This is a genomic window from Leptospira kobayashii, assembly GCF_003114835.2.
Taxonomy (GTDB): Bacteria; Spirochaetota; Leptospiria; order Leptospirales; family Leptospiraceae; genus Leptospira_A; species Leptospira_A kobayashii.
The window spans coordinates 942,713-965,132 of sequence record NZ_AP025028.1; the positions used below are offsets into that span (position 1 = coordinate 942,713).

General features: G+C 41.0%; 20 protein-coding genes. 11 read left to right on the top strand and 9 right to left on the bottom strand.

Annotated features, from left to right (window positions below):
- Nucleotides 1–4: 4 nt before the first annotated feature.
- Both DI077_RS04170 and DI077_RS04175 read right to left on the bottom strand, forming a co-directional pair.
- Nucleotides 5–1,033: an LIC_10230 family protein gene (locus tag DI077_RS04170; protein ID WP_109020659.1), complete on the bottom strand. Its 1,029-nt coding sequence runs from the start codon at nt 1,031–1,033 to the stop codon at nt 5–7.
- Between the two features lie 4 nt (nt 1,034–1,037).
- Nucleotides 1,038–2,021, bottom strand: coding sequence for a hypothetical protein (locus tag DI077_RS04175; RefSeq protein WP_109020658.1), 984 nt, complete (start codon nt 2,019–2,021; stop codon nt 1,038–1,040).
- 60 nt (nt 2,022–2,081) lie between these two features.
- Here DI077_RS04175 and DI077_RS04180 point away from each other — a divergent pair, with 60 nt between their 5' ends.
- The 8 genes from DI077_RS04180 (at nt 2,082) to DI077_RS04215 (ending at nt 11,813) form a co-directional block, all read left to right on the top strand.
- Nucleotides 2,082–3,434, top strand: coding sequence for an ABC transporter permease (locus DI077_RS04180; protein WP_167837157.1), 1,353 nt, complete (start codon nt 2,082–2,084; stop codon nt 3,432–3,434).
- Entirely contained in the window at nt 3,427–4,125 is a 699-nt protein-coding gene (locus DI077_RS04185) for an ABC transporter ATP-binding protein (RefSeq protein ID WP_109020657.1), read from the top strand. The genes DI077_RS04180 and DI077_RS04185 overlap by 8 nt, the downstream gene beginning before the upstream one ends.
- A 4-nt stretch (nt 4,126–4,129) precedes the next feature.
- Nucleotides 4,130–4,936 (top strand): ATP--guanido phosphotransferase, encoded by an 807-nt coding sequence (locus DI077_RS04190; protein WP_109020656.1) that lies wholly within the window; start codon nt 4,130–4,132, stop codon nt 4,934–4,936.
- A 61-nt stretch (nt 4,937–4,997) separates the two neighbouring features.
- On the top strand, nt 4,998–7,544 hold the full coding sequence (locus DI077_RS04195; protein ID WP_109020655.1) for an ATP-dependent Clp protease ATP-binding subunit: 2,547 nt from the start codon (nt 4,998–5,000) through the stop codon (nt 7,542–7,544).
- Entirely contained in the window at nt 7,545–7,979 is a 435-nt protein-coding gene (locus tag DI077_RS04200) for a hypothetical protein (protein ID WP_109020654.1), read from the top strand.
- Nucleotides 7,976–8,749 carry a tetratricopeptide repeat protein gene (locus tag DI077_RS04205; RefSeq protein WP_109020653.1) on the top strand — a complete coding sequence of 258 codons (774 nt, stop codon included), beginning with the start codon at nt 7,976–7,978 and terminating at the stop codon, nt 8,747–8,749. The genes DI077_RS04200 and DI077_RS04205 overlap by 4 nt, the downstream gene beginning before the upstream one ends.
- Nucleotides 8,746–10,041 (top strand): tRNA (N(6)-L-threonylcarbamoyladenosine(37)-C(2))-methylthiotransferase MtaB, encoded by a 1,296-nt coding sequence (mtaB, locus tag DI077_RS04210; protein ID WP_109020652.1) that lies wholly within the window; start codon nt 8,746–8,748, stop codon nt 10,039–10,041. Before DI077_RS04205 ends, mtaB begins: the two co-directional genes overlap by 4 nt.
- 599 nt (nt 10,042–10,640) lie before the next feature.
- Nucleotides 10,641–11,813 (top strand): trans-sulfuration enzyme family protein, encoded by a 1,173-nt coding sequence (locus DI077_RS04215; RefSeq protein ID WP_109020650.1) that lies wholly within the window; start codon nt 10,641–10,643, stop codon nt 11,811–11,813.
- Here the strand turns inward: DI077_RS04215 and DI077_RS04220 are convergent.
- Nucleotides 11,773–12,912, bottom strand: coding sequence for a multiheme c-type cytochrome (locus DI077_RS04220; RefSeq protein ID WP_167837156.1), 1,140 nt, complete (start codon nt 12,910–12,912; stop codon nt 11,773–11,775). The genes DI077_RS04215 and DI077_RS04220 overlap by 41 nt on opposite strands.
- Nucleotides 12,913–13,086: 174 nt before the next feature.
- Between DI077_RS04220 and DI077_RS04225 the strand changes: the two genes are divergently transcribed.
- The 3 genes from DI077_RS04225 to DI077_RS04235 are packed head-to-tail and all read left to right on the top strand — an operon-like array spanning nt 13,087 to nt 15,629.
- Complete coding sequence (locus DI077_RS04225; RefSeq protein ID WP_109020648.1) at nt 13,087–13,923, top strand: MetQ/NlpA family ABC transporter substrate-binding protein; 837 nt, start codon at nt 13,087–13,089, stop codon at nt 13,921–13,923.
- Between the two features lie 21 nt (nt 13,924–13,944).
- Complete coding sequence (locus DI077_RS04230) at nt 13,945–14,964, top strand: methionine ABC transporter ATP-binding protein (RefSeq protein WP_242935351.1); 1,020 nt, start codon at nt 13,945–13,947, stop codon at nt 14,962–14,964.
- Nucleotides 14,961–15,629, top strand: coding sequence for a methionine ABC transporter permease (locus DI077_RS04235; protein ID WP_109020646.1), 669 nt, complete (start codon nt 14,961–14,963; stop codon nt 15,627–15,629). Before DI077_RS04230 ends, DI077_RS04235 begins: the two co-directional genes overlap by 4 nt.
- Nucleotides 15,630–15,727: 98 nt before the next feature.
- Here the strand turns inward: DI077_RS04235 and DI077_RS04240 are convergent, their stop codons facing one another.
- The 6 genes from DI077_RS04240 to DI077_RS04265 all read right to left on the bottom strand — a co-directional run bounded on the left by DI077_RS04240 (nt 15,728) and on the right by DI077_RS04265 (nt 22,417).
- Complete coding sequence (locus tag DI077_RS04240) at nt 15,728–17,131, bottom strand: sulfurtransferase (RefSeq protein ID WP_167837155.1); 1,404 nt, start codon at nt 17,129–17,131, stop codon at nt 15,728–15,730.
- Between the two features lie 97 nt (nt 17,132–17,228).
- Complete coding sequence (locus DI077_RS04245; protein WP_109020644.1) at nt 17,229–18,176, bottom strand: hypothetical protein; 948 nt, start codon at nt 18,174–18,176, stop codon at nt 17,229–17,231.
- A gap of 38 nt (nt 18,177–18,214) precedes the next feature.
- Complete coding sequence (locus DI077_RS04250; protein ID WP_109020643.1) at nt 18,215–18,574, bottom strand: hypothetical protein; 360 nt, start codon at nt 18,572–18,574, stop codon at nt 18,215–18,217.
- 126 nt (nt 18,575–18,700) lie between these two features.
- The gene (locus DI077_RS04255) at nt 18,701–20,152 is read right to left on the bottom strand and encodes a hypothetical protein (RefSeq protein WP_135354892.1); all 1,452 of its coding nucleotides are present in this window, start codon (nt 20,150–20,152) and stop codon (nt 18,701–18,703) included.
- A 206-nt stretch (nt 20,153–20,358) separates the two neighbouring features.
- Nucleotides 20,359–20,967, bottom strand: a complete 609-nt coding sequence (locus DI077_RS04260) for a helix-turn-helix domain-containing protein (RefSeq protein ID WP_109020641.1) — start codon at nt 20,965–20,967, stop codon at nt 20,359–20,361.
- Nucleotides 20,927–22,417, bottom strand: a complete 1,491-nt coding sequence (locus tag DI077_RS04265; protein WP_109020640.1) for a hypothetical protein — start codon at nt 22,415–22,417, stop codon at nt 20,927–20,929. The genes DI077_RS04260 and DI077_RS04265 overlap by 41 nt, the downstream gene beginning before the upstream one ends.
- Nucleotides 22,418–22,420: the final 3 nt, after the last annotated feature.

Consider the following 22,420-nt stretch of genomic DNA (forward strand, 5'->3'; position numbering starts at 1 on the left):
AAGCTTAAAACTCGGTTCCTTTCTCAAGGAGACCGGTATTTGTTTGAAGAATATCTATATTGAAAAGCAATAAGCTGAAGAGAAAGGTTACAAAGAATACGACCAGGATCAGCCCGAAGATTCCTAGAAAACCATTTCTTAAAAAACGAAACTGCAGATAAGATACACTGACCAATGTGTTTTGAAGAGAGGACAGTTGTTTTTCTCCTCCCACCTTGCTATAATTATAGATATAGAAACCCGATAGAAGCCCCAAGAGAGACAGAATAAAGATTCCGAATTCGGTAACATAATATTTTTGCAATAGGAAGAGAGGAATATAAATGAAATTTCCGATCAAAACTCCTACCAGAATGATCACTAAAAAATGAGCCAGTAGCTTTAGATAAGAAGCCCTGGAACTGGGAACAGGAGCGCGTCCTTCTTCTTCCAGAGCAGAGGAATGTTTGAGCGTTTCGAATGTAAGAGGTTCTTTTTTCCCCTTTTCAATGTATACGGAGGAAAGAATACAAAGAACAAAGCTGGTAAGAAAAAAGGCAACTCCCGCCCAGGCCCAGATTCCTCCTTCCGTCGCGATCCTCAGATGGACTAAAGTCTGTTGCAAAGTCCAAAAAATCCCCAACCAGAATAATCCCCGGTTCAAAGGTAGATAGAACCATGCTTTGTATAGAAAGGAAACAAATGCGGAGAAACAAAGTAACATGTAAAAAGTAAGAATGAAAAACAATATTCTCTGTCCGATCAGGATACGTTTGAGAGTGTCGATGGATTCTTCCGGAGTCGTGTCGATAGGAAGTTCTTCCTTTTGCAACTCGCTGATCATATGACTCAGGTAATCGATTCTGAACCAGACTCCTTTTTTGATTTCAATTTTTTGTTCCGGCGGGCTTAGGTTGATGTCTTCTTTTGCATCCATACTGACGGAGATCGGTTCAGAGACAGCCAGCTCGTAGTCAACTAACATGGAATGTAACGCTAACAATAGCAAAAAAATAGGGGTAAGGATTGGAATTAGTCTTTGGTGTTTCTTCATTTGATTAGAGATAAACTATCATGGCGATCATTCCCGCCGCAATTAATACAAGTAATACGATAAAAGGCATGATTTGAAAAGAGTCTTCGGAATCTTTCTGTTTTTGGGGTTGGCCTGCTTTCCTTGCGGCAGTGATGGATGCAGGTGATGTCAATACGGGAGCAGCTCCGGCGGAACTGTCAAAGGTTTTGATCTTTACGGAATTTTCCTCTTCCACTATCTTTCCGTAAACCTGTTCATTGATCTTGATCACCACTTCCGAAATATTTTTTGAGTTAGAAATGTTTACGATCTTTGCGGGAACTTGTTTGATGTTACCCGATTCTTCTTTTAGTTCCAAGCTTTCGATGATGGCATTTGTAATCGGATCTCCCGGCAACAAACGGATAAAAACATTATCTCCTCCTTTCAGTTCGGAAAGAGGTGTCCCGTTAACAGGGGAAAGTTGAAAACGAAACTGAATCAGTTGTTTGTCGGGAGGAATGATAAATCCGGAAGTAGCGGGAACGATTACGGGAGGCGCTTCTTTTCTTGCGATCTCTTCTTCATCAACCGTAGTTTTTTCGATATCTGCTGGATCGATCAGTTCATAATGGATCTCGACTCTCGGATTGGAATTGCCTGCGGTACGATTGTGGATTTGAGTAAAAATAAATTCGATTCTGTCTACAAGATTGTGATCTATGTAGTGAAACAATTCCTCTAAAAAACTCTCCGAGTTAAAAGAGGACTTTAAAACTTCATGAATGGACTTGGTGATGTTTTTGAGTTGATCACCTTTGTAGATAACTCTTTGGGTTCTGTTATAAAAGTCCTGAAATGTGGACTTGACCGGGAGTAAAATCAAAGGGCTACCGCTTGCCACTCCTTCAAACTTGATGGTACGGATTCCGATTGGGTCCAAAACCGCCGCAAACATAGAATAGACCATGTTCGTTTCGTCCCGCACAACAACCTTAATAGAATAGTAATTTGGAGTGTCTGGCATAAGGTTCTTTTTTGACAGTATCCCTCCAACGGAGAAAGCTGTCAAAAAGATTAGGTTTGCATGGGAATCGTCACATTAATTACTACCAGATACATTCGCGGGTCTCGCGTTTTAGGATTTTTATCCATCAAGTCCAGGCTTTCCTTTATCGTCATGGCGGTGGGGGTTTCTTTGCTTGTTGTCGTACTCTCCATTTTCAACGGATTCCAAAAACAGGTGAAAGAATCGCTCTGGCAGGGCGGTCCGCACATCACGATCGAAAATTCGTTCGGTTCAGGCGCAATCTACGACTACGAGAAAGTAATTTCCCATTTGCAGAGTGATCCGAAACTCAAGGATTTCATTATTTCCGTGGAAGGAAATATCACAAGCCACGGACTCATCCAAAGCAATAATAACTTTAACCCAATTATGATACGTGCCGTGCCGATTGATTCGGTGGAAAGGCTGCTTCAGAACGGCCTTCCCAATTTCCCTAGGATTCTGCATTACAACCGTGATGAAATTCAGAATATCAATTCGAAAAAACTGGTAGTGATCGGAAAAGAGATGAGCGCCATTTTCGGATACGGGATGGGACGTGAAATCACTATGGCAGTTCCGGGAGGAAGGTTTACTGTGGAGAGGGGGGTTCAGGTGAACGTTCAGACTTTCCGACTAACAGGACTTTTTAAAACGGGTTATTATAATTACGATTCCAAATTCGTATTTCTGTCTTTGCCTGTTGCTCAGGATTTTTTCAAAATGAAAGATGCAGTGAATCAAATAGCAATTAAGGTAAGTTCACTGGACGATCTGAAACAAACAAAAGTTAGGATATTAAACCGCTTGAACGAAGACAATTGGGATCCTTCCATTCAGGAAAAAGCTTCCTGGTCGGTCAGAACCATTGCGGAAGAACAGGAAAATTTTCTAGCGGCACTTCGTTTGGAAAAAACAATCATCTCCATCATTGTATTTTTATTCATAGTACTTGCAGCGCTTGGAATGGTAGCTACGGTTCACTCTCTCGTGCGTGCTAAAAGAAAATCCATAGGAACTTTGAAAGCACTCGGGCTCGCTTCCAACGATATACTTCTGATTTTCACACTCAATGCCATGGTAGTCGGGATTCTTTCTTCCCTGGTCGGAGGAATGTGGGGAATATTCGTCGCAACAAAACTGGAAGTGATCATCAGCGGTCTCTCAGAAATCATCAATTCTGTAGGTAGTACATTGAATCCGGGGGACTGGAATCATGTGGAACTGGTTCCGAAAGATATTTATTATTTCGATCATATCCCGGTGGATATCGATATTTCCTTTATTTTTATGGTAACAACGGCTTCAACCATCTTGTCCGGGTTAGCTGGATACTTCCCTGCACGCTGGGCTGCAAATTTAAATCCTGTGGATACAATTCGAAATGACTAATTCTGAAAATTCTGTAACTATATCCGTCCGTGGTTTGGAAAAATTCTACCAAGTTGTGGATCAAAAATATCAAATCCTTTCCGGGATGGATTTTGAAGTCAGAGCGGGTGAAATTGCTTCCGTGGAAGGTGCTTCCGGTGTCGGTAAATCCACACTCTTGAATATTCTAGGTGCAATGGATTCGTTTGACGGAGGTGAGGTGGAAGTTTGCGGAGTCTCTTTGAAAAACTTAAGTGAAAAACAAAGAGAGAATTTCCGAGCGGAAAAGATTTCCTTTATATTCCAACAACATCTGCTTCTCCCCGATTTTACCGCTTTGGAAAATGTAATGATGCCACTTCTTATTTCCAAGGTAAATCTGAACCAGGCAAAATCCCAGGCCAAAGAGATGTTGAAATTAGTGGGCCTGGGAGAAAGAACGGAAAGTTTTCCTTCGCAGCTATCCGGCGGAGAGAGTGCAAGAGTAGGTGTAGCACGTGCTCTTGTAGGTAAAAAACAACTTATCCTTGCGGATGAGCCGACGGGAAATTTGGATCGGGACAATTCCAGGCATTTGATGGATCTGATTAAAAGTTTGCAAAACGAATTTCGTTTTTCTCTGATTCTTGTGACTCATGATATGGAGCTCGCTTCCATGGCTCATAAAAGAAATCGAATCGTCTCCGGAAAGCTAACACCGATTAACGGATGAGCCTTTGGCCATATATTGCGTCAGATGTGGTCTTTCCGAACCGGTTTTTTTAAAAACCGGAAAGTTCGGATGCCCGTCTTGCATCTCCTGTTTTTTGCCGGGAAACCGGACCAGGTTCCAACCGCAGATTCATGAGATTTCCTTCCCGGAGGAGATACGCAAACTTCCTTATCCGAATCATTCCTTTTTCAAAGATGTTACCTTCCGTATTCGTCTAACGAGGTGTTTGCGGGATGGATTTTTCCCTTATTATACTCCCGCAGAAGATAAGATCATTTCCTTGTTACGGGAAAAAGAAATTCCCCTGGATTTGAAAACATCAGGTTCCTTTGTTTCCACGGATCACCCATACCGTTTTTATTGGAAAGAAGAAGATCATCTCCGCTGGGAATGGATTTTTGTTTGGGAAAAAGGAAACATCCGGGCTGGAAAAGGAGGAAATTCCTACTTTCCGGATGCCTTTTTAAAAAAAATAAAGGATTCCAAAAAAAAAGTCAGAGAGATTTTGTTCCGGAAAGGACTTTGGGCCTGGTCACCAAAGACCGGTTTTCTGAATTCCTGCCCGACCAATGCGGGAAGAGGGGATCGTTTGAGCTTGCAATGGAAAATGCCTATGTCCCTTTATAGTGAGCTGGAAGCCTATCTATCTCCTATTTTAGGATTTGGTATAGAATTTAGGCTGGTTACCGATGATAAAAAGGGTAGGGAAGGAGAGGATTCTGAGGTTCAAGTGCAGTTTTCCTGCAAAAATGCAAATCCGATCCAAAAACTACGGTTTCATAAAATTCTTGGTTTACTGGGGTTCGCTTAAGTCGGTACGGTAAAGATGGGAACAAAGACGTTCGTCTAAGTAATAAGAGGTAAGGTGCGGCATGTTGGAATTCACAAAAAGAGCAAAACGAGTCATCAACGAAATCGCGCAGGACGAAGCTAAACGCTTAGGATCCGATTTTATCGGTCCCGAACATATACTACTCGGACTATTGCGAGAAGAAGATTCGGTTGCGATCAAGATTCTAACGAATCTTAATATAAATCTAAATGAGCTCAGAAAGGAAGTCGAAAAACGTACTCGTGAAAACACGGGCGCGCTACTACTCGATGTCACACAAGGCCAAGATAAATATCAGAAAATGATAGAAATCTCTAAGGAAGAAGCCAAGAGATTAAAACATAATTACGTAGGAACGGAACATATCCTACTTGCATTGCTTCGAGATAACAACAATATTGCGGGCGGTTCACTTTCTTCCTTTAGCGTGAACTATAATGTAATCAAATCCGAAATTTTGCGTCTACTTGGCGCACCTCCCGCAAGTGCGGTGGGCGCAGGAACAAGCACAAGCCAAACCGGGCAACAAACAACTCAATCGGCACCAAGACAGGAAAAAAGTAAAACCCCTATCTTGGATGAGTTTGCTCGCGATTTAACTCAGCTTGCACGTGAGAAAAAATTGGATCCGGTCATCGGAAGATCCAAAGAAATCGAACGAGTGATCCAGATTTTATCGCGCAAAACGAAAAACAATCCGGTGTTAGTCGGCGAGTCCGGTGTGGGTAAAACCGCAATCGTAGAAGGACTTGCACAAGCGGTTGTGGAAAAACTAGTGCCTGATCTGCTTTTTGAGAAAAGAGTGCTTTCTCTTGATCTTGCTAGTCTCATTGCCGGAACGAAATACCGGGGCGAATTCGAAGAGAGATTGAAAAAGATAATGAAAGAGATCGTTACATCTCAGAACATCATTATCTTTATCGACGAATTGCATACTTTGATCGGTGCAGGTGCCGCAGAAGGCGCCGTAGATGCTGCTAATATTTTGAAGCCTGCTCTCGCTCGCGGGGAGCTACAATGTATCGGTGCGACTACAAGCAACGAATATCGCAAATACATCGAAAAAGATTCCGCTCTGGAAAGAAGATTTCAAATGGTGAAAGTGGCGGAACCTTCCGTTGACGACGCGATTTTGATTTTGGACGGACTCAAAAAAGCATACGAAGCTCACCATAAGGTGCGTTATACGGCAAAAGCTCTCGAGCAAGCCGTAAAATTGTCTCACCGTTATATCAATGATCGTTTTCTCCCGGACAAGGCGATCGATATCATTGATGAAGCGGGAGCGAAAGCTCGTCTTGCCAATTGCCAGAGACCTGCCGAAATCAAAGATATCGAAGAAGAAATCAAAGCTCTTTCTTTGAAAAAAGAGGATTTGGTTCGTGGTCAGGAGTATGAAAAAGCTGCAGCAGTTCGCGATGATGTGAACCGTAAAAAACAGGCTTTGGAAGACAAAACCAAACAATGGCAAGAACGCATGGAAGGTTATGCCGTTTCCATTGAAGAAGAAGATATATTATCCGTTGTTAGTTTGTGGACCGGAATTCCTTTGAAAAAAATGGAACAAAGCGAGAACAACAAACTTCTTAACTTGGAAGATTCTCTCAAAGATAGAATCGTCGGTCAAAAAGACGCCATCGACAAAGTGGCTCGCGCGGTTCGCCGTTCCCGCACAGGTCTTAAAAGTGAAAAACGTCCTACAGGATCGTTCATTTTCCTAGGACCTACCGGTGTCGGTAAAACCGAGCTTGCAAAAGCTCTCGCGGAACAACTGTTCGGTTCCGGAGATGCGATGCTTCGAATCGATATGTCCGAATATATGGAACCGCACGCGGTATCACGCTTGATCGGTGCTCCTCCGGGATATGTGGGTTATGATGACGGCGGTCAATTGACCGAATTCGTAAGACGTAAACCTTATAGCTTGGTGCTTTTGGATGAGATCGAAAAGGCCCACCATGACTTGTTCAATATTCTATTGCAAATCATGGAAGAAGGAAATTTGACCGATACCAAAGGAAGAAAAGTTAACTTCCGTGATACGATCATCATTATGACTTCGAATATCGCGGCGAAAGAGATTTCCAAGGGTGGTCGTCTCGGTTTCGAAGATTTCCAAGATGAAAGAGAGCAATACAAAGCAGACCAAGCTCGGGAACAGTTGAAAAAACATTTCAATCCCGAGTTCTTGAATCGCGTGGATGAAGTTGTTTACTTTGAGCCTTTGAAAAAAGAAGAGATCGTTCAGATTGTGGATATCATGTTGAAAGACTTCAACAAACGACTTACTGAGAAGAAAGTATTCGTTGAACTTTCACAAACCGCGAAAGAACATTTTGCCAATATCGGTTACGACCAAAACTACGGTGCAAGACCGCTTCGCAGAGTGTTCCAACGCGAATTGGAAGATTACATGGCAGTTCAGTCTTTGAAAGGCGTTTATGATAACCCTACGAAAATCTTTGTAGATTCCGTAGATGCGAAACTTCAGTTTAGCGAAACTCCTTGGGAAGATTTTAAAGAGCCTGTAAAAAAGGACGATGACTCTTCTTCCAGTGAAGAACAGAAGGATTTGGCCTTAGTGTAAATGGCGATTCTCATCCCTCTACTATTCCTCTTTTCTTATTTTTTTATCAGAAAAGTATGGTTTCAGTTGAGAAAGGTGAGAACGCTCGGAACCATCGAAAGAATTCAGATTGGGATCATAAGACCCAATCTGATTCTTCCCGAAGCCAAGGTTCATTATAAATATTATTTTCAATCGGGTTTGTATTTCGGATCGGGCTACTTAAACGTGTCTGATTTTCTACCTGGAAAAGAATTTCATATGCATTTGGGAGAGGCGGATTTGCCTACCATGTATGTAGATGAACTTGAAATCACGAGCGAAGAACATATTGAACATTACTTGCTTTCCCACGCGGGGAGCGTTTTTCTATACATAGACCCGATCGAACCCTATCATTCTAGGATTGATCAGGTGAATTTAAATTCCATCAGCGTTCATTCGGATTCAACATGAAAACTCAATTTCTCGCCTTTGTGATTGCATTGGCTCCATTTAGTTTGGTATTTTCGCAAAGCCCTGCAGGTTCTTCTTATTTTCAAGCAGTTGAAGAATACAAATTAAGAAATTATTCCAAATCCATAGAATTACTCAAAGGACTTCAATCGGAAGGTAAGGCAACTTTCGAAAGTTATGCGCTCCTAGCTTATAATTACGATAAGTTGAATGATTTCGAAAATGCATACGGTTCCATTCAGGAAGCCCGCAAAAGAAAACCGGACGATGAAAATTTGGCAGCAGATACATTAGGGATTTTGGCTAAGTATAAAAAATGGAAGGCCGTGATCGAGTTGTCGGAAAAGTTCGTTCCTTTGTTTCCTACAAACGCGGAAATACGATATTTTTATTCTCTCGCCTTATCGGAAAAAGGTGCCGGTAAAGTTGCGCTTTCTCAAATTGAAAAGGCAAAATCCGGTAATGCAAATGATGTGCGTTTTTTGGAACTAGAGGGAAAGATTTATTATTTATTAAAAAATTATGATAAAGCGGATATGAGCCTTCGTTGGGCGTCTTCTTTGAATGAAAAGTCCGTATCGATTTGGAATAACCTGGCTTTGGTTCAGGAAGCGTTATATCGTCAAAATTTGAAATTGGGAAAAAAGAAGGATGCAGTCGGATATTTGGAAGAAGCGAAAGAATGCATTCAAAAAGCGGAGAATATAGATTCCAATGACAGTTCCGTAAAAGAAAATCATAAACGCATTCACTCCATCACTAATTCGTGAAGATCAAATTTCATACATTGGGTTGCCGTCTCAATTTTTTTGAGACGGACGGGCTTTATTCCGTTTTAAAAGATAAAGGGTTTAGCTTGGCGGACACAAATGAATCCGCAAATTATATAGTTGTTAATACATGCACTGTAACGAACAAAGCGGACGTTAAAAACAGAAGTATCATTCGAAATGCAATCCGTTCCAATCCCGGAGCGAAAATTTTTGTAACAGGCTGTTATGCGGAAACCGACAAGGAAGCGATCCTTGCGATTCCTGGTGTAACGGGTGTTTATGGAAACACCGAAAAAAGCGCACTGCCTTATCGAATTTTAGAAGATTGGAAAGGGGACGGTGTAGAGAGCTCGCCAAAGGCTTTGGATCGTTTTTCCTATTCGGATGTTTTACCGGAAGGACATACCAGGGCTTATTTAAAAGTCCAAGACGGTTGCAACCGCAAATGTTCTTATTGTAAAATTCCTTCCGCCCGCGGTTTGGGTGTTAGTCGGAAATTCGAAGATGTATTGGACCAGGTGCGGTTTCTGCAAGATCATGGGGTCGGAGAAATTCAATTAACCGGCGTTAATCTGGGATGGTATAGGCTTGAAAACGGAGAAAAAGGATTTATCCATCTTTTGGAAAGTATCCTGAAAATTCTTGAGTATTCAAGACTTCGCCTATCTTCTATCGAACCCCCTGATGTGGGAACCGATTTGGCCGATCTGTTAACCCATCCTCGTTTTTCCAAATTCCTGCATGTTCCTTTGCAAAGCGGAAGTCGCGATGTTTTAAAAGCAATGCGCAGAACTTATCACCCTGAATCTTTTCGTAAAAGAGTGGAGGCGGTAAGATCAAAACTTCCCGATATTTTTCTGGGAACTGACGTCATTGTAGGCTTTCCCGGAGAAGGAGAAAAGGAGTTCGAAATCACTAAAGATATGTTAGTTGATTTGGGTTTTGCAAAGATTCATGCTTTTCCTTATTCCGTTCGAAAAGGAACGGCAGCTGAAACTTGGGGAGATCCTATTACGGGTGATATAAAAAAAAGAAGAGTCTTGGATTTGATGAGTCTCAGTGCCGACTTGCATAAAAAATATGCGGAGTCTCGCATCGGATCCGTAGAAGAAGCTATCTTGGAAAACGATGGAATACTTGTTACGGGAAATTATCTGAAAGGAAAACTGAAAAATCAAGAAGACTATCAATATTTAACGGACGGACAGTTTTTGGATGTTAAAATTACAGGATACAGTTCGACTAACGCTGGTAAGGAAGGCATTTGCGAGTTTGAGTTGAGGAAGTAAAGAGCTGAAGCCTGGGCAGATTTTTAGTATAAGTAAGTCATTTTAAGTTTGTATTTTGGGAATTGGGAGTGGTAGAGGAGGGGGAGGGGAGGTCAGAGATCTAACCCACCCCGCTTCCTCCACCTTCTCCCCCCAGCCCATCAAATCCAATCCTACTTCCTGATATTGTTTGGAAGTTCGTTCATTGAACCATAGACCTCCTGAGAAAACCGATTTGTAGTATCGATTCAGTAATTCGAATAAAACTTGAGAACAGGTTCGATTCTTTTTTAGAAACTGAAAATGACGGAAAAGATATTCGGGAATTAGAAACATAAACGCCCTTTGGTTTTGAAGCGGTTCTTTCACTACTGAAGATGCAATTTTACGAAAACGAATAGGCCGCCGGTTACGAACTCTCATATAGATAAAAGGAAGATTTTTTATAGGATTGGTCCCCGCAGAACAAGGGAATTTCGAAATAACAGTCGTTTCATTCAGCGGAGACGTCGTTTTTTTTGAGAAAATCCGCTATAGTAGACTAAATTCGAAGATATAGCAGATAAAATTCAAAAAAAAAAGTGAGCTCAAACTAAGATTGCCGAACCTTGCAGTATACCATGTTTGAAAATTTTGAATCTGATGCAGTCCGCATCCAAACCGAAAGAACCGCTCAACGCGAACATTCCACTCCTCTTTTTATGACATCGAGCTTTATTTTCGATGATGCTGAGCAAGCACGTGCTCTATTTGCGGATGAAATCCAAGGCAATATATATACCCGATTTTCAAATCCAAATAACAACGAGTTAGTTGAAAAACTTTGCCGTTTGGAAAAAACAGAAGATGGGATTGCAACCGCTTCCGGAATGGCAGCAGTCTTTATTTCTATGTTCGCTCTCTTGAAAACAGGAGATCATGTTTTGGCATCCAGATCCGTATTCGGATCCACTCACCAAGTATTGACTCAAATCTTTCCGAGATTCAATATCGATCATACTTATGCTGACATCGGTAAGGTGGAGGAATGGGAAAAAGGAGTAAAACCGAATACAAAGATCGTATTCATTGAAACTCCTTCCAATCCCGCCTTGGACATTATTGATTTGAAATGGATTGGGGAATTTTGTAAGAAAAGGAATCTGATTCTAATTGTAGACAATTGTTTTTGTACTCCTTATATCCAAAGACCTTCCGAATGGGGTGCCGACTTGGTAGTTCATTCCGGAACAAAATTCCTGGACGGACAAGGAAGAGTGATTGCAGGTGCGGTTTTAGGTCGTAAAGACCTAATGAAAGAAATTCGATTTATAGCACGTGCCACAGGACCATCTCTTTCTCCTATGAATTCATGGATCATTTCCAAAAGTTTGGAAACTCTTGCCATTCGCATGGAAAGACATTCCGAAAACGCTACCAAACTTGCAGAGTATTTGGAAAAACACTCTGAAATTGAACTTGTTAAATATCCTTTTTTGAAATCTCACCCTCAATACGAGCTGGCTAAAAAACAAATGAAGTTAGGCGGCGGTGTGGTTACGTTTGTAGTGAAGGGTGGTTTGGGTCGTGGACGTAAGTTTTTGGATGCTTTGAAATGGTTTTCTTTAACGGCAAATCTCGGAGATTCCAGAACAACGGCAACTCATCCCGCATCAACGACACATGCAAAGCTAAAGGAAGAGGAAAGAGTTGCAGTAGGTATCTTGCCGGGACTAATCCGAATTTCAGTAGGTCTTGAGCATATCGATGATATCATTGCCGAAGTGAACCAAGCACTTCTCGGCTCAAAGTAAAGAGACGATAATCCGATTTTTTCTTTTCACTTAATGCCTGTTCCAGTATCGGGATGGCGTTCGGTGAAATGAATAAGGTCTCTTTATTTTCCAAATTATGCTGAAACATACGCTTGTACATTTCTCCGGGACTTACGTCTATTTCCAGTTTGATGGTAGATCCCGGAGGGATTTGACTTTTTGCAAGTTTCCCCTCTATCTGAAAAGATTCTCCAGGAGAAAGTCTTGTATCAAAACTTTCCTTTTCGATATATATATCTACAAATCTTCCGATGATTTCTTCCCTTAAAATGATCGGTTCTTTGAACTTTGGCCGTGAGTCCAAAACCAAACGAATATAAATTTTCGGAACCGCATAACTGGGAAATTTATGACCGATATTCTTTGAAGTTAACGTTCCTTTTACGAAAATTGAATTATCTTTTTCGGAGACTTCCAATTTTACATCCAAAGCGTTTTGTACCATTTCCTTATCATGAATTCCTTTCCATTCATGGTTGCGGTCAGGCATATGACAATTTTGACAATTCGTTCCTTCTTTTGCGAACTTGGAGGTTTTCCATTCGGAAAAAGTTTCCATCATTCGTTTTCCGTTGATCATTTTACCTGATTCGGGGGTTTCATGGCAGTTTTTGCAAAATTCTGAGGATTCGAATTCTTCTTTGGCAGTAAAACCATTGTGAGGTGATGTCTTTGAGGCGGCGGAATTTGTTTTGGAAGGAGGACCGAAGCGGTTGTGATTTCTTACATGGCAATTAGCACATATTAGGCCTTGCTTTTCCGTACCCTTGGGAAGGTAAGTTGCCCATTCTTTTGGAAAATCGGATTCCCAGCCTTCATTGACAGCCAAATATCGCCTTGTTTCTGTTAAAGGGCTGTGGCACCGAAAGCAAGCATCGGCCTGTTCTTTGCCAAGCCCCGGCAATTGCCAAAGAACACCAGGACTGATGGTTCGGGCATGAAGGCTTTGTCCCCATTTTTGAAATTGTTCCTTGTGACAGGTACCACAAGAACCGGGATCCAGTTGGGATTCCAATTTGGAAAAATGACCGGGACTAGGGCCTTGTTCGGGAATCGGATCTTTCCAATGTGTTGCCAAAAATTTTTCTTCTCCGCAGCTCAGAGAAAAACAAAGAAGGAAGGCAATTATGGACACTGGTTTGGCAGACATCATGTTCGCGATATAAGACAGTTTATCTTCTAAGCTGTATATTTTTCTGCTATCTAAAAAAAACCATCCCTAAAAATCTTGGAACGAAGAAGGACGATTCAGATGATACATTTTATTTCCAAACTTTCTTTCCCGGTTATGATCGGGCTTTTGGTTTTTATTTCGGTGGCCTGTGGAAAATCAAATTCCACTCCTCTCGGTGCGGATCGAAAAAATCTAAAGATCGGGATCTGTCCCGGTCCTTACGGTGATTTATTGAAAAAGGCAGTGTTACCTTCTCTTTCTAAAAAAGGTTATACCATCGAAATTGTTTCTTTTAGCGATTATATCCAACCGAATTTGGCTTTGGCAAATAAGGACATTGATGCCAATTTATTTCAACACCAGCCGTATCTTACGAAATTCTCCAAAGACAAGGATCTTCAATTAACTTCTGTTATAAATATTCCGACTGCTCCGATGTCTGTTTTTGCGGGCAAAACCAAAGATCCGAATCTTCTTGGAAACAAAGCATCGATTGCTCTCCCTAACGATCCTACCAATTTGTTACGCGCTCTTAAATTATTTCAGGAGTTGGGTTTTATCAAAGTGAATCCGAATGCCGATCCTGCCAAAGCATCGCTTAAAGACATCATAGAAAATAAAAAAGAAATCCAGTTTTTGCCCTTGGAAGCGGCCCAACTTCCGCGTTCTTTGGAGAGCACCGACTTTACGGCGATTAACGGTAATTTTGCGATCGCTTCCGGCTTGGATCTAACCAAAGCGGTAAAGTTGGAAACATTGGCGGAAGAACATAAAAATATAATCGTCATTCGGGATGAGGATAAAAATTCTCAGTTTACGAAAGATATTGAAGAAGCCGTTCGTTCCAAGGAATTTGCAGAAGTAATCAATCGCGACTTTCAAGGTTTTCAAAAACCGGATTGGTTTGGAAAATAATTTAGGTTTCATTTGGCCGATTTGCAAATCAATTTAATCGAATTTAGAAATGTAACGAAAAACTTCCAACTCGGAGAAGAAAAATTCTCCGGTGTAAGTGATGTTAGTTTTTTTATACCTGCGGGCCAGATCTTCGGCATCATCGGTCAAACAGGCGCGGGAAAATCCACTTTGATGAGGTTTATCAATCTTTTGGAATCACCTGACAGTGGTTCCATTTATTTTCAAGGTAAGGAGATTACAAAACTAAAAGGCAAAGAGCTTCGTAATCTTCGGTCGAATGTAGGAATGGTTTTTCAACAGTTTCATCTGCTTTCCAATTCCACTGTTTATGATAACATCGCACTTCCCTTAAAAGCCGCAGGTTGGCAAAAAGATAAGATACAATCAAGGGTTTTGGAACTCTTGGAACTGGTAGGTATTCCTGAAAAAAGAAATTCTTACCCGAATGAATTGAGCGGAGGTCAAAAACAAAGAGTGGGAATCGCAAGGGCACTTGCAAATCATCCCAGTCTTGTTTTATGTGACGAACCTACTTCTGCATTGGATCCTGAGACGACGGCTTCCATTTTATCACTTCTAAAAAGAATCAATAGGGATCTGGGCGTCACCATTTTGATTGTTACTCATGAGATGGAAGTCGTGAGAGACATCTGTGATTCCGTTGTAGTTATGGAAAACGGAAAAGTCGCCGAGCTCGGCTCCACCTATTCTTTATTTGCTGATCCGAAAGTGGCAATCACAAAAAAAATGACAGGAAGTATTCTTTTTCCCAAACTGCCTCCCGAAGTTTATGCTAAAACAAAAGGTGTGATATTTTCCGTTCTTTTTAAAGGATCTATTGCAAATGATCCAATACTAACGAATGTCATCCGGCAAGTGAATGTGGATTTGAATATTTTGATGAGTAATATTGAGTATATCTCCGGCAGACCGATCGGAGTATTTTATATCGAAGTCATGGGCAAAAAGGAAGATGTTTTGTCGGCAAAAGATACATTTAGCCGATTGGGTGCTGAGATAGAAGAGGTGACTTTATGATTCTAAGCCGTTTCTCTGAACTTTTACCGGAATTGTATTCCGCATTCGGACAGACTTTTTTAATGTTATCCATCTCTCTCTCGATTGCATTATTCATTGGAATTCCTTTGGGTTTTTTGATTTTCTTGTCTGATAAGGATTTGTTCATTAAAAATAGATTTATTTATATTTTCTTCGGCACCTTGGCAAATTTGATCCGGTCGATTCCTTATGTGATATTGCTAGTATCTTTATTGCCACTTACTTTGTTTTTGACGGGTACAACGATCGGACCGGTTGCTGCATCCGTTTCCTTGTCTGTGGCAGCCATTCCCTTTCTCGCGAGATTAGTGGAATCTTCTCTTCGGGAAATTCCGGAAGGAATTTTGGAAGCATCCGTTTCAACAGGAGCGAGTTTAATGTTAATCGTTAGGATTGTACTTTTTCCAGAGGCTTTGCCTGGAATTATTTCCGGTATTACGTTAACGACCATTAGTTTGCTTAGCTATTCCGCAATGGCCGGAATTGTAGGAGGAGGCGGGATAGGAGATTTGGCGATCCGGTTCGGTTATTATCGCTATGAAGATGATGTTATGTTTTTCACAGTAGCTGTTCTTATATTACTGGTGCAACTCATCCAATTGACGGGCGATCGGTTAAGAAGAAAATTCGATAAAAGAAGTTAATCTATTTTTATTTGCGATTTAAACAAATGATTTATACAAACTTTGAAAATTTATCTTTGTCAAAGTTTGTATAAAATCTAACAGATGAGATTACCCGCTTATCCTCCGCAGGCGTTTCCGCCACCACCGGATGCACTTCCGCCGGCACTAGCACCGCCGCTACTACTGCTTCCTCCTGGCAATAAATACTTTTTGTCCGCTTCTATGAGTGCGGAGGAAGAAGTAGAAAACTGTTTGGTTGTTGTTAAGTTATAATTCGGTACGGAAAACGCCGGATTAATCTGCAAACTTTCCGTAAGAAAAACATAATCAGTTCTCCAAGGAGATCCCGTATCCAATGCATTTGGTGCAGGATAGGCTGCGTTAGTGACCGGATTTAGATCGGCAGGATCTGTACTTGGTTTGCGGTTTCCCAACGCCCCCCATTCTACCCATGATCCTTCATAATTTCTAGTCGGGTAACCTGCAATGGAATTCGAAGCAAAGAATGCTGCTGCTGCTTTCACGCCTGTTTGCCCGTATGTAATTACGGTTTTGCCTTGAGCATAACCGGCACCAGCCAGAAGTGCTTTGATTTCCGCCTTTGTTTTGAATTCGGATGTGCTTGAGTTGATAAGAGAAGAAGAAGGAACATTTTTGGCCCCTGAAATGCGTCCTTCGTGGTTCGTATAACAAGTATTCGATGTAATCGGGGTAGTCAATTTATTCACACAGCTTAATGATGCACTTGCAACCGTGCTACTTGCGGTTCCATTGTATTCACTCACGGTCCTTGCATCCCAAAAAAATACTCCTCCCGTAGGAATAGGAGTTACCTTTTCAAAAGTTGTTACACCGTTTTTCAGAATATGAATGATATCTCCTATGGTTGCATGTAAAATTGTATTGTCCGTAAATATATTTTTTGCGGAAGCAGTACGACCGAATTGAGGCCCAGATGTTACGGTAAATGTCGTAAGTGTTCCCGCAGTTGCGTGGTATTTTACCGCACCGTTCAAAACTGCAAGATGGTTTTTATCTACACCCCAATAACGAAGGGCGAACCAACCACGTAACGCTTGTAATAAGTTGTCATCCGTTGCAGTGTCGGCGGAGAATACAACCAAATCCTGGCGTAAGTCGAGTCCGAATGTTCCAAAAAACGAATCTATTGTTTTTCCTTCAGGCAAGATCGATTCGGTTTCTATAATTCCATTGCTTCTTGATTGGCCGAAAAAGCTACTTGGGTTGTTTAGAACGTAAGTAAATACATCTTTTCCGTTCGGAACCGCGTAACTATTGGATACAACGGATGAATTTGTCTGTATTTGAAATATAATCAAGCTGCCAGTGACTCCCGGCGGTTTGGAGTTCGCCCAATCGGATCTGTACTTTTCCAAGGTTGCGGCGGTGATGAGTCCGTATTTATTTTCTGAATAGTTTTCAGCTGATTCACTTGCAAGGTCGGCAGCAGAGTTTACTTTCGGAGAAATAGGAATGAGCAGCTTTAATGCAGCAGGCACAAAAGCATACTCCGGAACTTTTTTACATTCTAAGTTTACTAATAATAAACTTAGCAAAAGAATTGGAATTTTTATAGATCGCATAATGTATATTCCTTTATAAATTATATGGTAAAGTCGCAGCGAAACCGATTGTTTCCAGTTTGGCGGTATTGTAACCCGATATGGTTTTTGAATAGAAAACGGTATAAAAATTTCCGAACGAATCCGAAAAACCAAGCCCTACTTCTACGTTATGGAAATCTTCTTTTCTTCCCCAAGCAGGTCTATCATTTGCTACCCAAAGATCCGCCAGGTTTACACCTGTGGTTAGATCCGGGATCTTCAGATCAAAATAGTTATAAGGAGGTTCTTGTCTTGGATCTGCAAAAGCATATCCACCTTGTCCGATTTGCCCTCTCCCCCCGACGGTGAAAAAAATATTCTCCAGAAATCTTTTATAGAATGCGCCGTAGTAAAGAATATCTTCCGGTACCGGAGCCTGTCTTTTTCTATAACTCCATTCTCCCAAAGCACCTAATCCCCAGAAGTTGAAGTCTTTCGCGAGGTAAAGATTTACTTCTCCACCACTTGCACCGTCTCCCAAAGCTTGCGGGTTACGATCGTAGTCCCCTTTTTTAATCGCACCTGCACGAACGGATATGGTGGGCATCCAAAAATACTTGGAATCAAATTCATCGATCAGCTTATAACGAAGTCCTAATCGGCTATCCAATACTCCGTATTTATCCGGAGATTCCGGAGTTGTTTGAGTTCCGAAAAATCGATCAAAGATTTTATGACGTCCTAATTTTCCGAAACCGGAGCTCACGTCCGCAGTCAGTCTATCGGTGATTCCGTATTCAAGAATCAAACTTCCTGCATTGATCCGAACATTATCGTCATAGCTGGAATGATTGTTTGCCAAATAAGCACTGTTATATTCCGAATGAACGAAAACGGGTCGTACCCAAAGTTGTCTTTCGTAGGGCGCCCAAGCCTGCTGCGCCGACAGAGAAGAGTATAGAAAGAAGACTGTGCCAAAGATTTTTTTTATATGTTTCATATTAATATTGTATATAATGATATACTTAAGTAAGTTTATTACTTCTTATCCAGTTTTACGTTAAACCGAATGCTAACGAAATATTCCAAAGCATCCAATTGTTCTTCCGTCAATTTGCCTGCGAAGTCGGGAAGACTGACTCTGCGTTTTTCCGTATTAGGGAGCGCACCTTGTAGATAATCCAGTCTCTCCGCTTGGGCGACTTCTTTTGTCTTATCCGTTGCTGTGGCAAGTTCTACTTCTTGGTTGAAGACTGCTTTTCCCAGGTGAAACTTTTCCCTATCCTTTCCTTGGGGAACCTGAGCGACACCTCCTCCTCCGAATCCTCCTGAGGGGAAAATGGAGAGAGTGAGGGATGTAATAACGAATATAGTGAATGCAGTTATTATTTTTTTCATTGTTTTAGGCCTCTTGGTTCCACAAAATAGAACAAATGTCTGTTATCAAGGACAAAAAGTATAATTTATTGGATAATTGCAAGAAAAACCGCCCAATGAATTGAGCGGTTTGTATAATGAATCGGACTATTGGTTTTTGTAGGTCAAGTCGTCGATTTGGATTTGTCTGGAAGTAGTTGGAGTAGCGTTCACTTTCAAGTTAGCATAAGTTGCAACTACACCGGTTGCATTGAATTGCAAGCTTTCAGTAAGGTCTGCAGAATCCGTTGCGAATTTGGAACCGGAAGGAAGGTTTTGTTTTCCTCCTGTAGTCGAAGTCAATGAACTCCATTCGATCCAAGAGTTGTCATAAAATGCAGTCGGTTTACCAAGGATGATAAATGTGGACATTCCTGTGATCATTGATCTTGCATTTGTTCTGCAATATTGTAAAATCACTTGTCCGTCTTTGTATCCCGATTTACCTGCGTTATCCGATTGCCAAGTTACGTCTTTCCAAAGCGCAGCGATTTCCGCTTTTGTTTTGAATCTACCTGTTGTTTGGTTGATGAATTTCGGCCATGGAGCAAAAACCGCACCTTTGATATGACCTTCGATCGCACTTTTGTTATTTGTTGAACTGCTACCGTTGTATTCACTAACTCCGGTTGCTGTTGCAGTTCCGATATATTCGGCATTTGCTGTTATGCTTCCGTTGAATCTTGCGTCAGCAATAAACACTGATCCGGAAAATCCAGTTGCTGATGAATTTCCACCTGCTTTCACAAGGGCAATTACGTTCTCCACTGGTTGAGCTAAAACCGAGTTGTCCACATTCTTAAAAGATTTTACGGAGAATGTTCCTGTATTAGTTGGTGAGCTTTGCCCGCCGGATGCTACCAATTCCGATGCTGAAAATTGTGTTTTGATGTCTCCGTCTAAGATTGCTAGGTTCTTCTTATCTGCCCCCCAATATCTTAACCAGAACAATCCGCGAGCAGTAGTTTGGTAGATAGAGCCTTTCGGTGCATTGGGAAGATCCGTTGAATAACCGTTCGCTCCGGAACCACCATTAACGCCTGTTCCAGTATCAGTTCCCGCTGCAAATATAACCAAATCTTTAGTTAGATCGATATTATAAAATTTTAGAAATGCATCTGTTCTTGCTCCGTCAGGAAGAGCGGTAGGAACATAAGTAACCCCGCTATTTCTTTCTTGGCGAAAGTTGATATCGGTTCCACCACCTTGGTTCCAATCGTAAACGAATACTCCTGTCGCCGGCTTAATGTATTCTTGTCCTGAACCAGCTGTGTTCGATTGAAGGATTACTAAGTTTCCTGAAATTCCGTCAGGCTTTGTTCCTGCCCAGTTCGCGATCCATTTTTTAACTGTGGTCGCAGTCACTAAGCCGTAATTGTTGTTATCATAATTGTCTGCCGATTCGACGGCAAGATCTGCCGCGGAATTTACTTTCACGCCGTTTCCAAGTAGTGCTGCCAAAACGAGTAACCCTGTATTGTCGTCTTTGTCTTTCTTGCAGGCTCCTAGAAACCCAAAAAGGACAAGACCAACTGCTAATTTACCGATGATATTTTTCATGGTATTTTCCTCTAAATGCAAATTTCCTCCGGTAAGGGTTTCTGTCCCTAAAGGAAGATAAGCCAAACTGAAACGGAGGGGGTTAGAATTCAATCAGATTAGTCCGTTATAATGAATAAAAATATGCTATTACGAACAGATGATTGGATATTTGTACAATATGTTCAGCATTTTGGGGAAGCTATGATAAGTTCCCCTGATGGGGGTTATTTTTTGTCGTGTTGGAGGGAATTGACCCAAAAAATTTTCGCGATGGAATCGGCGGCGTTTTTGATTTGTAGCAGATCGGAAGCGAGGAAAATCGCGCTGTCACCTGATTCCAGAAAGTAATTGCGATCCCGAAAGTTCAGCTCCAGATTTCCATCCAATACAACAACATTTTGTTCAAATTGATTTTCGAACCAGCTGGGAAGAGGGTAGGAACCAGGTGCCACCTTGATCTCATATAACTCCAGTTTTTCATTTTCGTCTTTATGAAGTGCTCTTGCTTCCAGATTTCCTTTATGCAATTTTAAAATCCTGGCTTCTTCTTTTTTGATGATTTTGGGATTTCTTAAAAACAAGTCGGGAACCATTTCTGCAATTGTAGTCCGCAAAGCTTTCGAGAGTTTCCAGAGAATTCCGATGCTAGGCGTTGTTTTGCCGGATTCTATTAATCCCAACATTCCCCGACTAACGTTTGATATTTGAGAAACCCTTTCCATGGAATAACCAAGCTCAATTCTGCGCTTTTTAATGGTTAACCCTAGAACACTTGTTAGTAGTTCTTCCGCTTCAGTTTTGGTTTGGTTTTCTAAAACTTCTGTCTTCTTCATAAAAATCTCTCTTCCCTTTTTTAATAGGTGGCCGGAGCTTTTTCCATGAATTTAATATATTAGATATTTTGTAAAGTATAATAGAAAATATTCGAAATTCTAGTAAGAAAATAATGAATAAGAGGGTGAATTCTGTTATTCTTAACGAAATGGGAAGGTTGTAAAACCCAGAGGAACCCATTGCTTCCGTGCGGGAAAGTCCTAGGTTTGTGTTGGTCAAATACGCCATTTGAGGGACTACTGCAACGAGCCAGAGCAAAGAAGGTTTTTCATCCATGTTTTTCCAAAGAAAGGGAAGCAGAAAAAGAAAATACCAAGGATTTACAATGGGGGCGAGGATGAGGAAAAGTAGAAAAAAATAGCCTGTGATTTCGAATGCCTTTTCTTTTGTTCGAAACAAGTTCTTTCTCATACAGAAGAGAAAGATCGCTACAGCTAACAGAATAAGAACAACGGCAAGCCTTGCCTGGTTTTGGAATAAGATTCTGATGATGGGAAACAGAAGGGAGTTGAATTCGAATTCTTTTCCAAATGCAAAAACGGAAAATAGATTCCATTTCCAGTCCCCATCCAATAGGGCGGGAAGAAAAATAAACGGGAATATTGCACCTAATGCAAGATAAATGGTATTTTTTATCAGTCTGATAAAATAGGAACGGTCCGGGAATGTATCCGGATTCCATCGTAAAATCAGCAAGGGTATGAAAAATACGATAAACAATTTACAGTGAATTCCCAGACCGAATACGAACCAAGCGATTCTTTCGTAGGATTTTTCGTTCAGCCATATGGAGAATAAAAGAAAAAACAAGGGAATCAGTTCAAAATGCGCATTCGCATAAACTTCTTTCAATAGAATTGGAAATAAAAAATACAAAACAGCGGATCTTGCATTTTTTAAAGAGAATATAAAATATAGAACCGCAAGATCAAAGAAAATGTAACCGATCTTTAATGTGATTAAAGAATAATAGGAAAATTTGTACGAGAGAAAAAAATAAACTTCTATCAGTGGAAAATAAATAGTGGTCCAATCTGGATGATTGATCCTGGAAAGTATTCCGCTGCCCGCTTCATTAAATGCTAGTTTTGTGGTATCCGAGAAAAAAGACTCCGGAGGATGGTTATAAGGAGAAATTCCGTGGGCAACAAGACCTCCTTCCCATAGATACCGCGCCCAATCATCTTCCCAGATGGGATTTGAAAAAGAGAGAATGACCCGTAGAATCAAACCGAAAAAGACGAATTTGAAAAAATTGGTTTTATAAAACTCTAAAGAAACGGTTGTTAGTAGATAAAAAGATCCTGTCAAAAGAAGTAGGATTAGAATATAGGAGAGAATTCCCCATTGGACCGTATAAAAACCGAAAGATAAGGATATTGAAAAAAATAAGACGAAAAAAAGATAGGGAAGTGTCCTTCCCCATTCGGTTTGCAGATTTTTAAACACGCA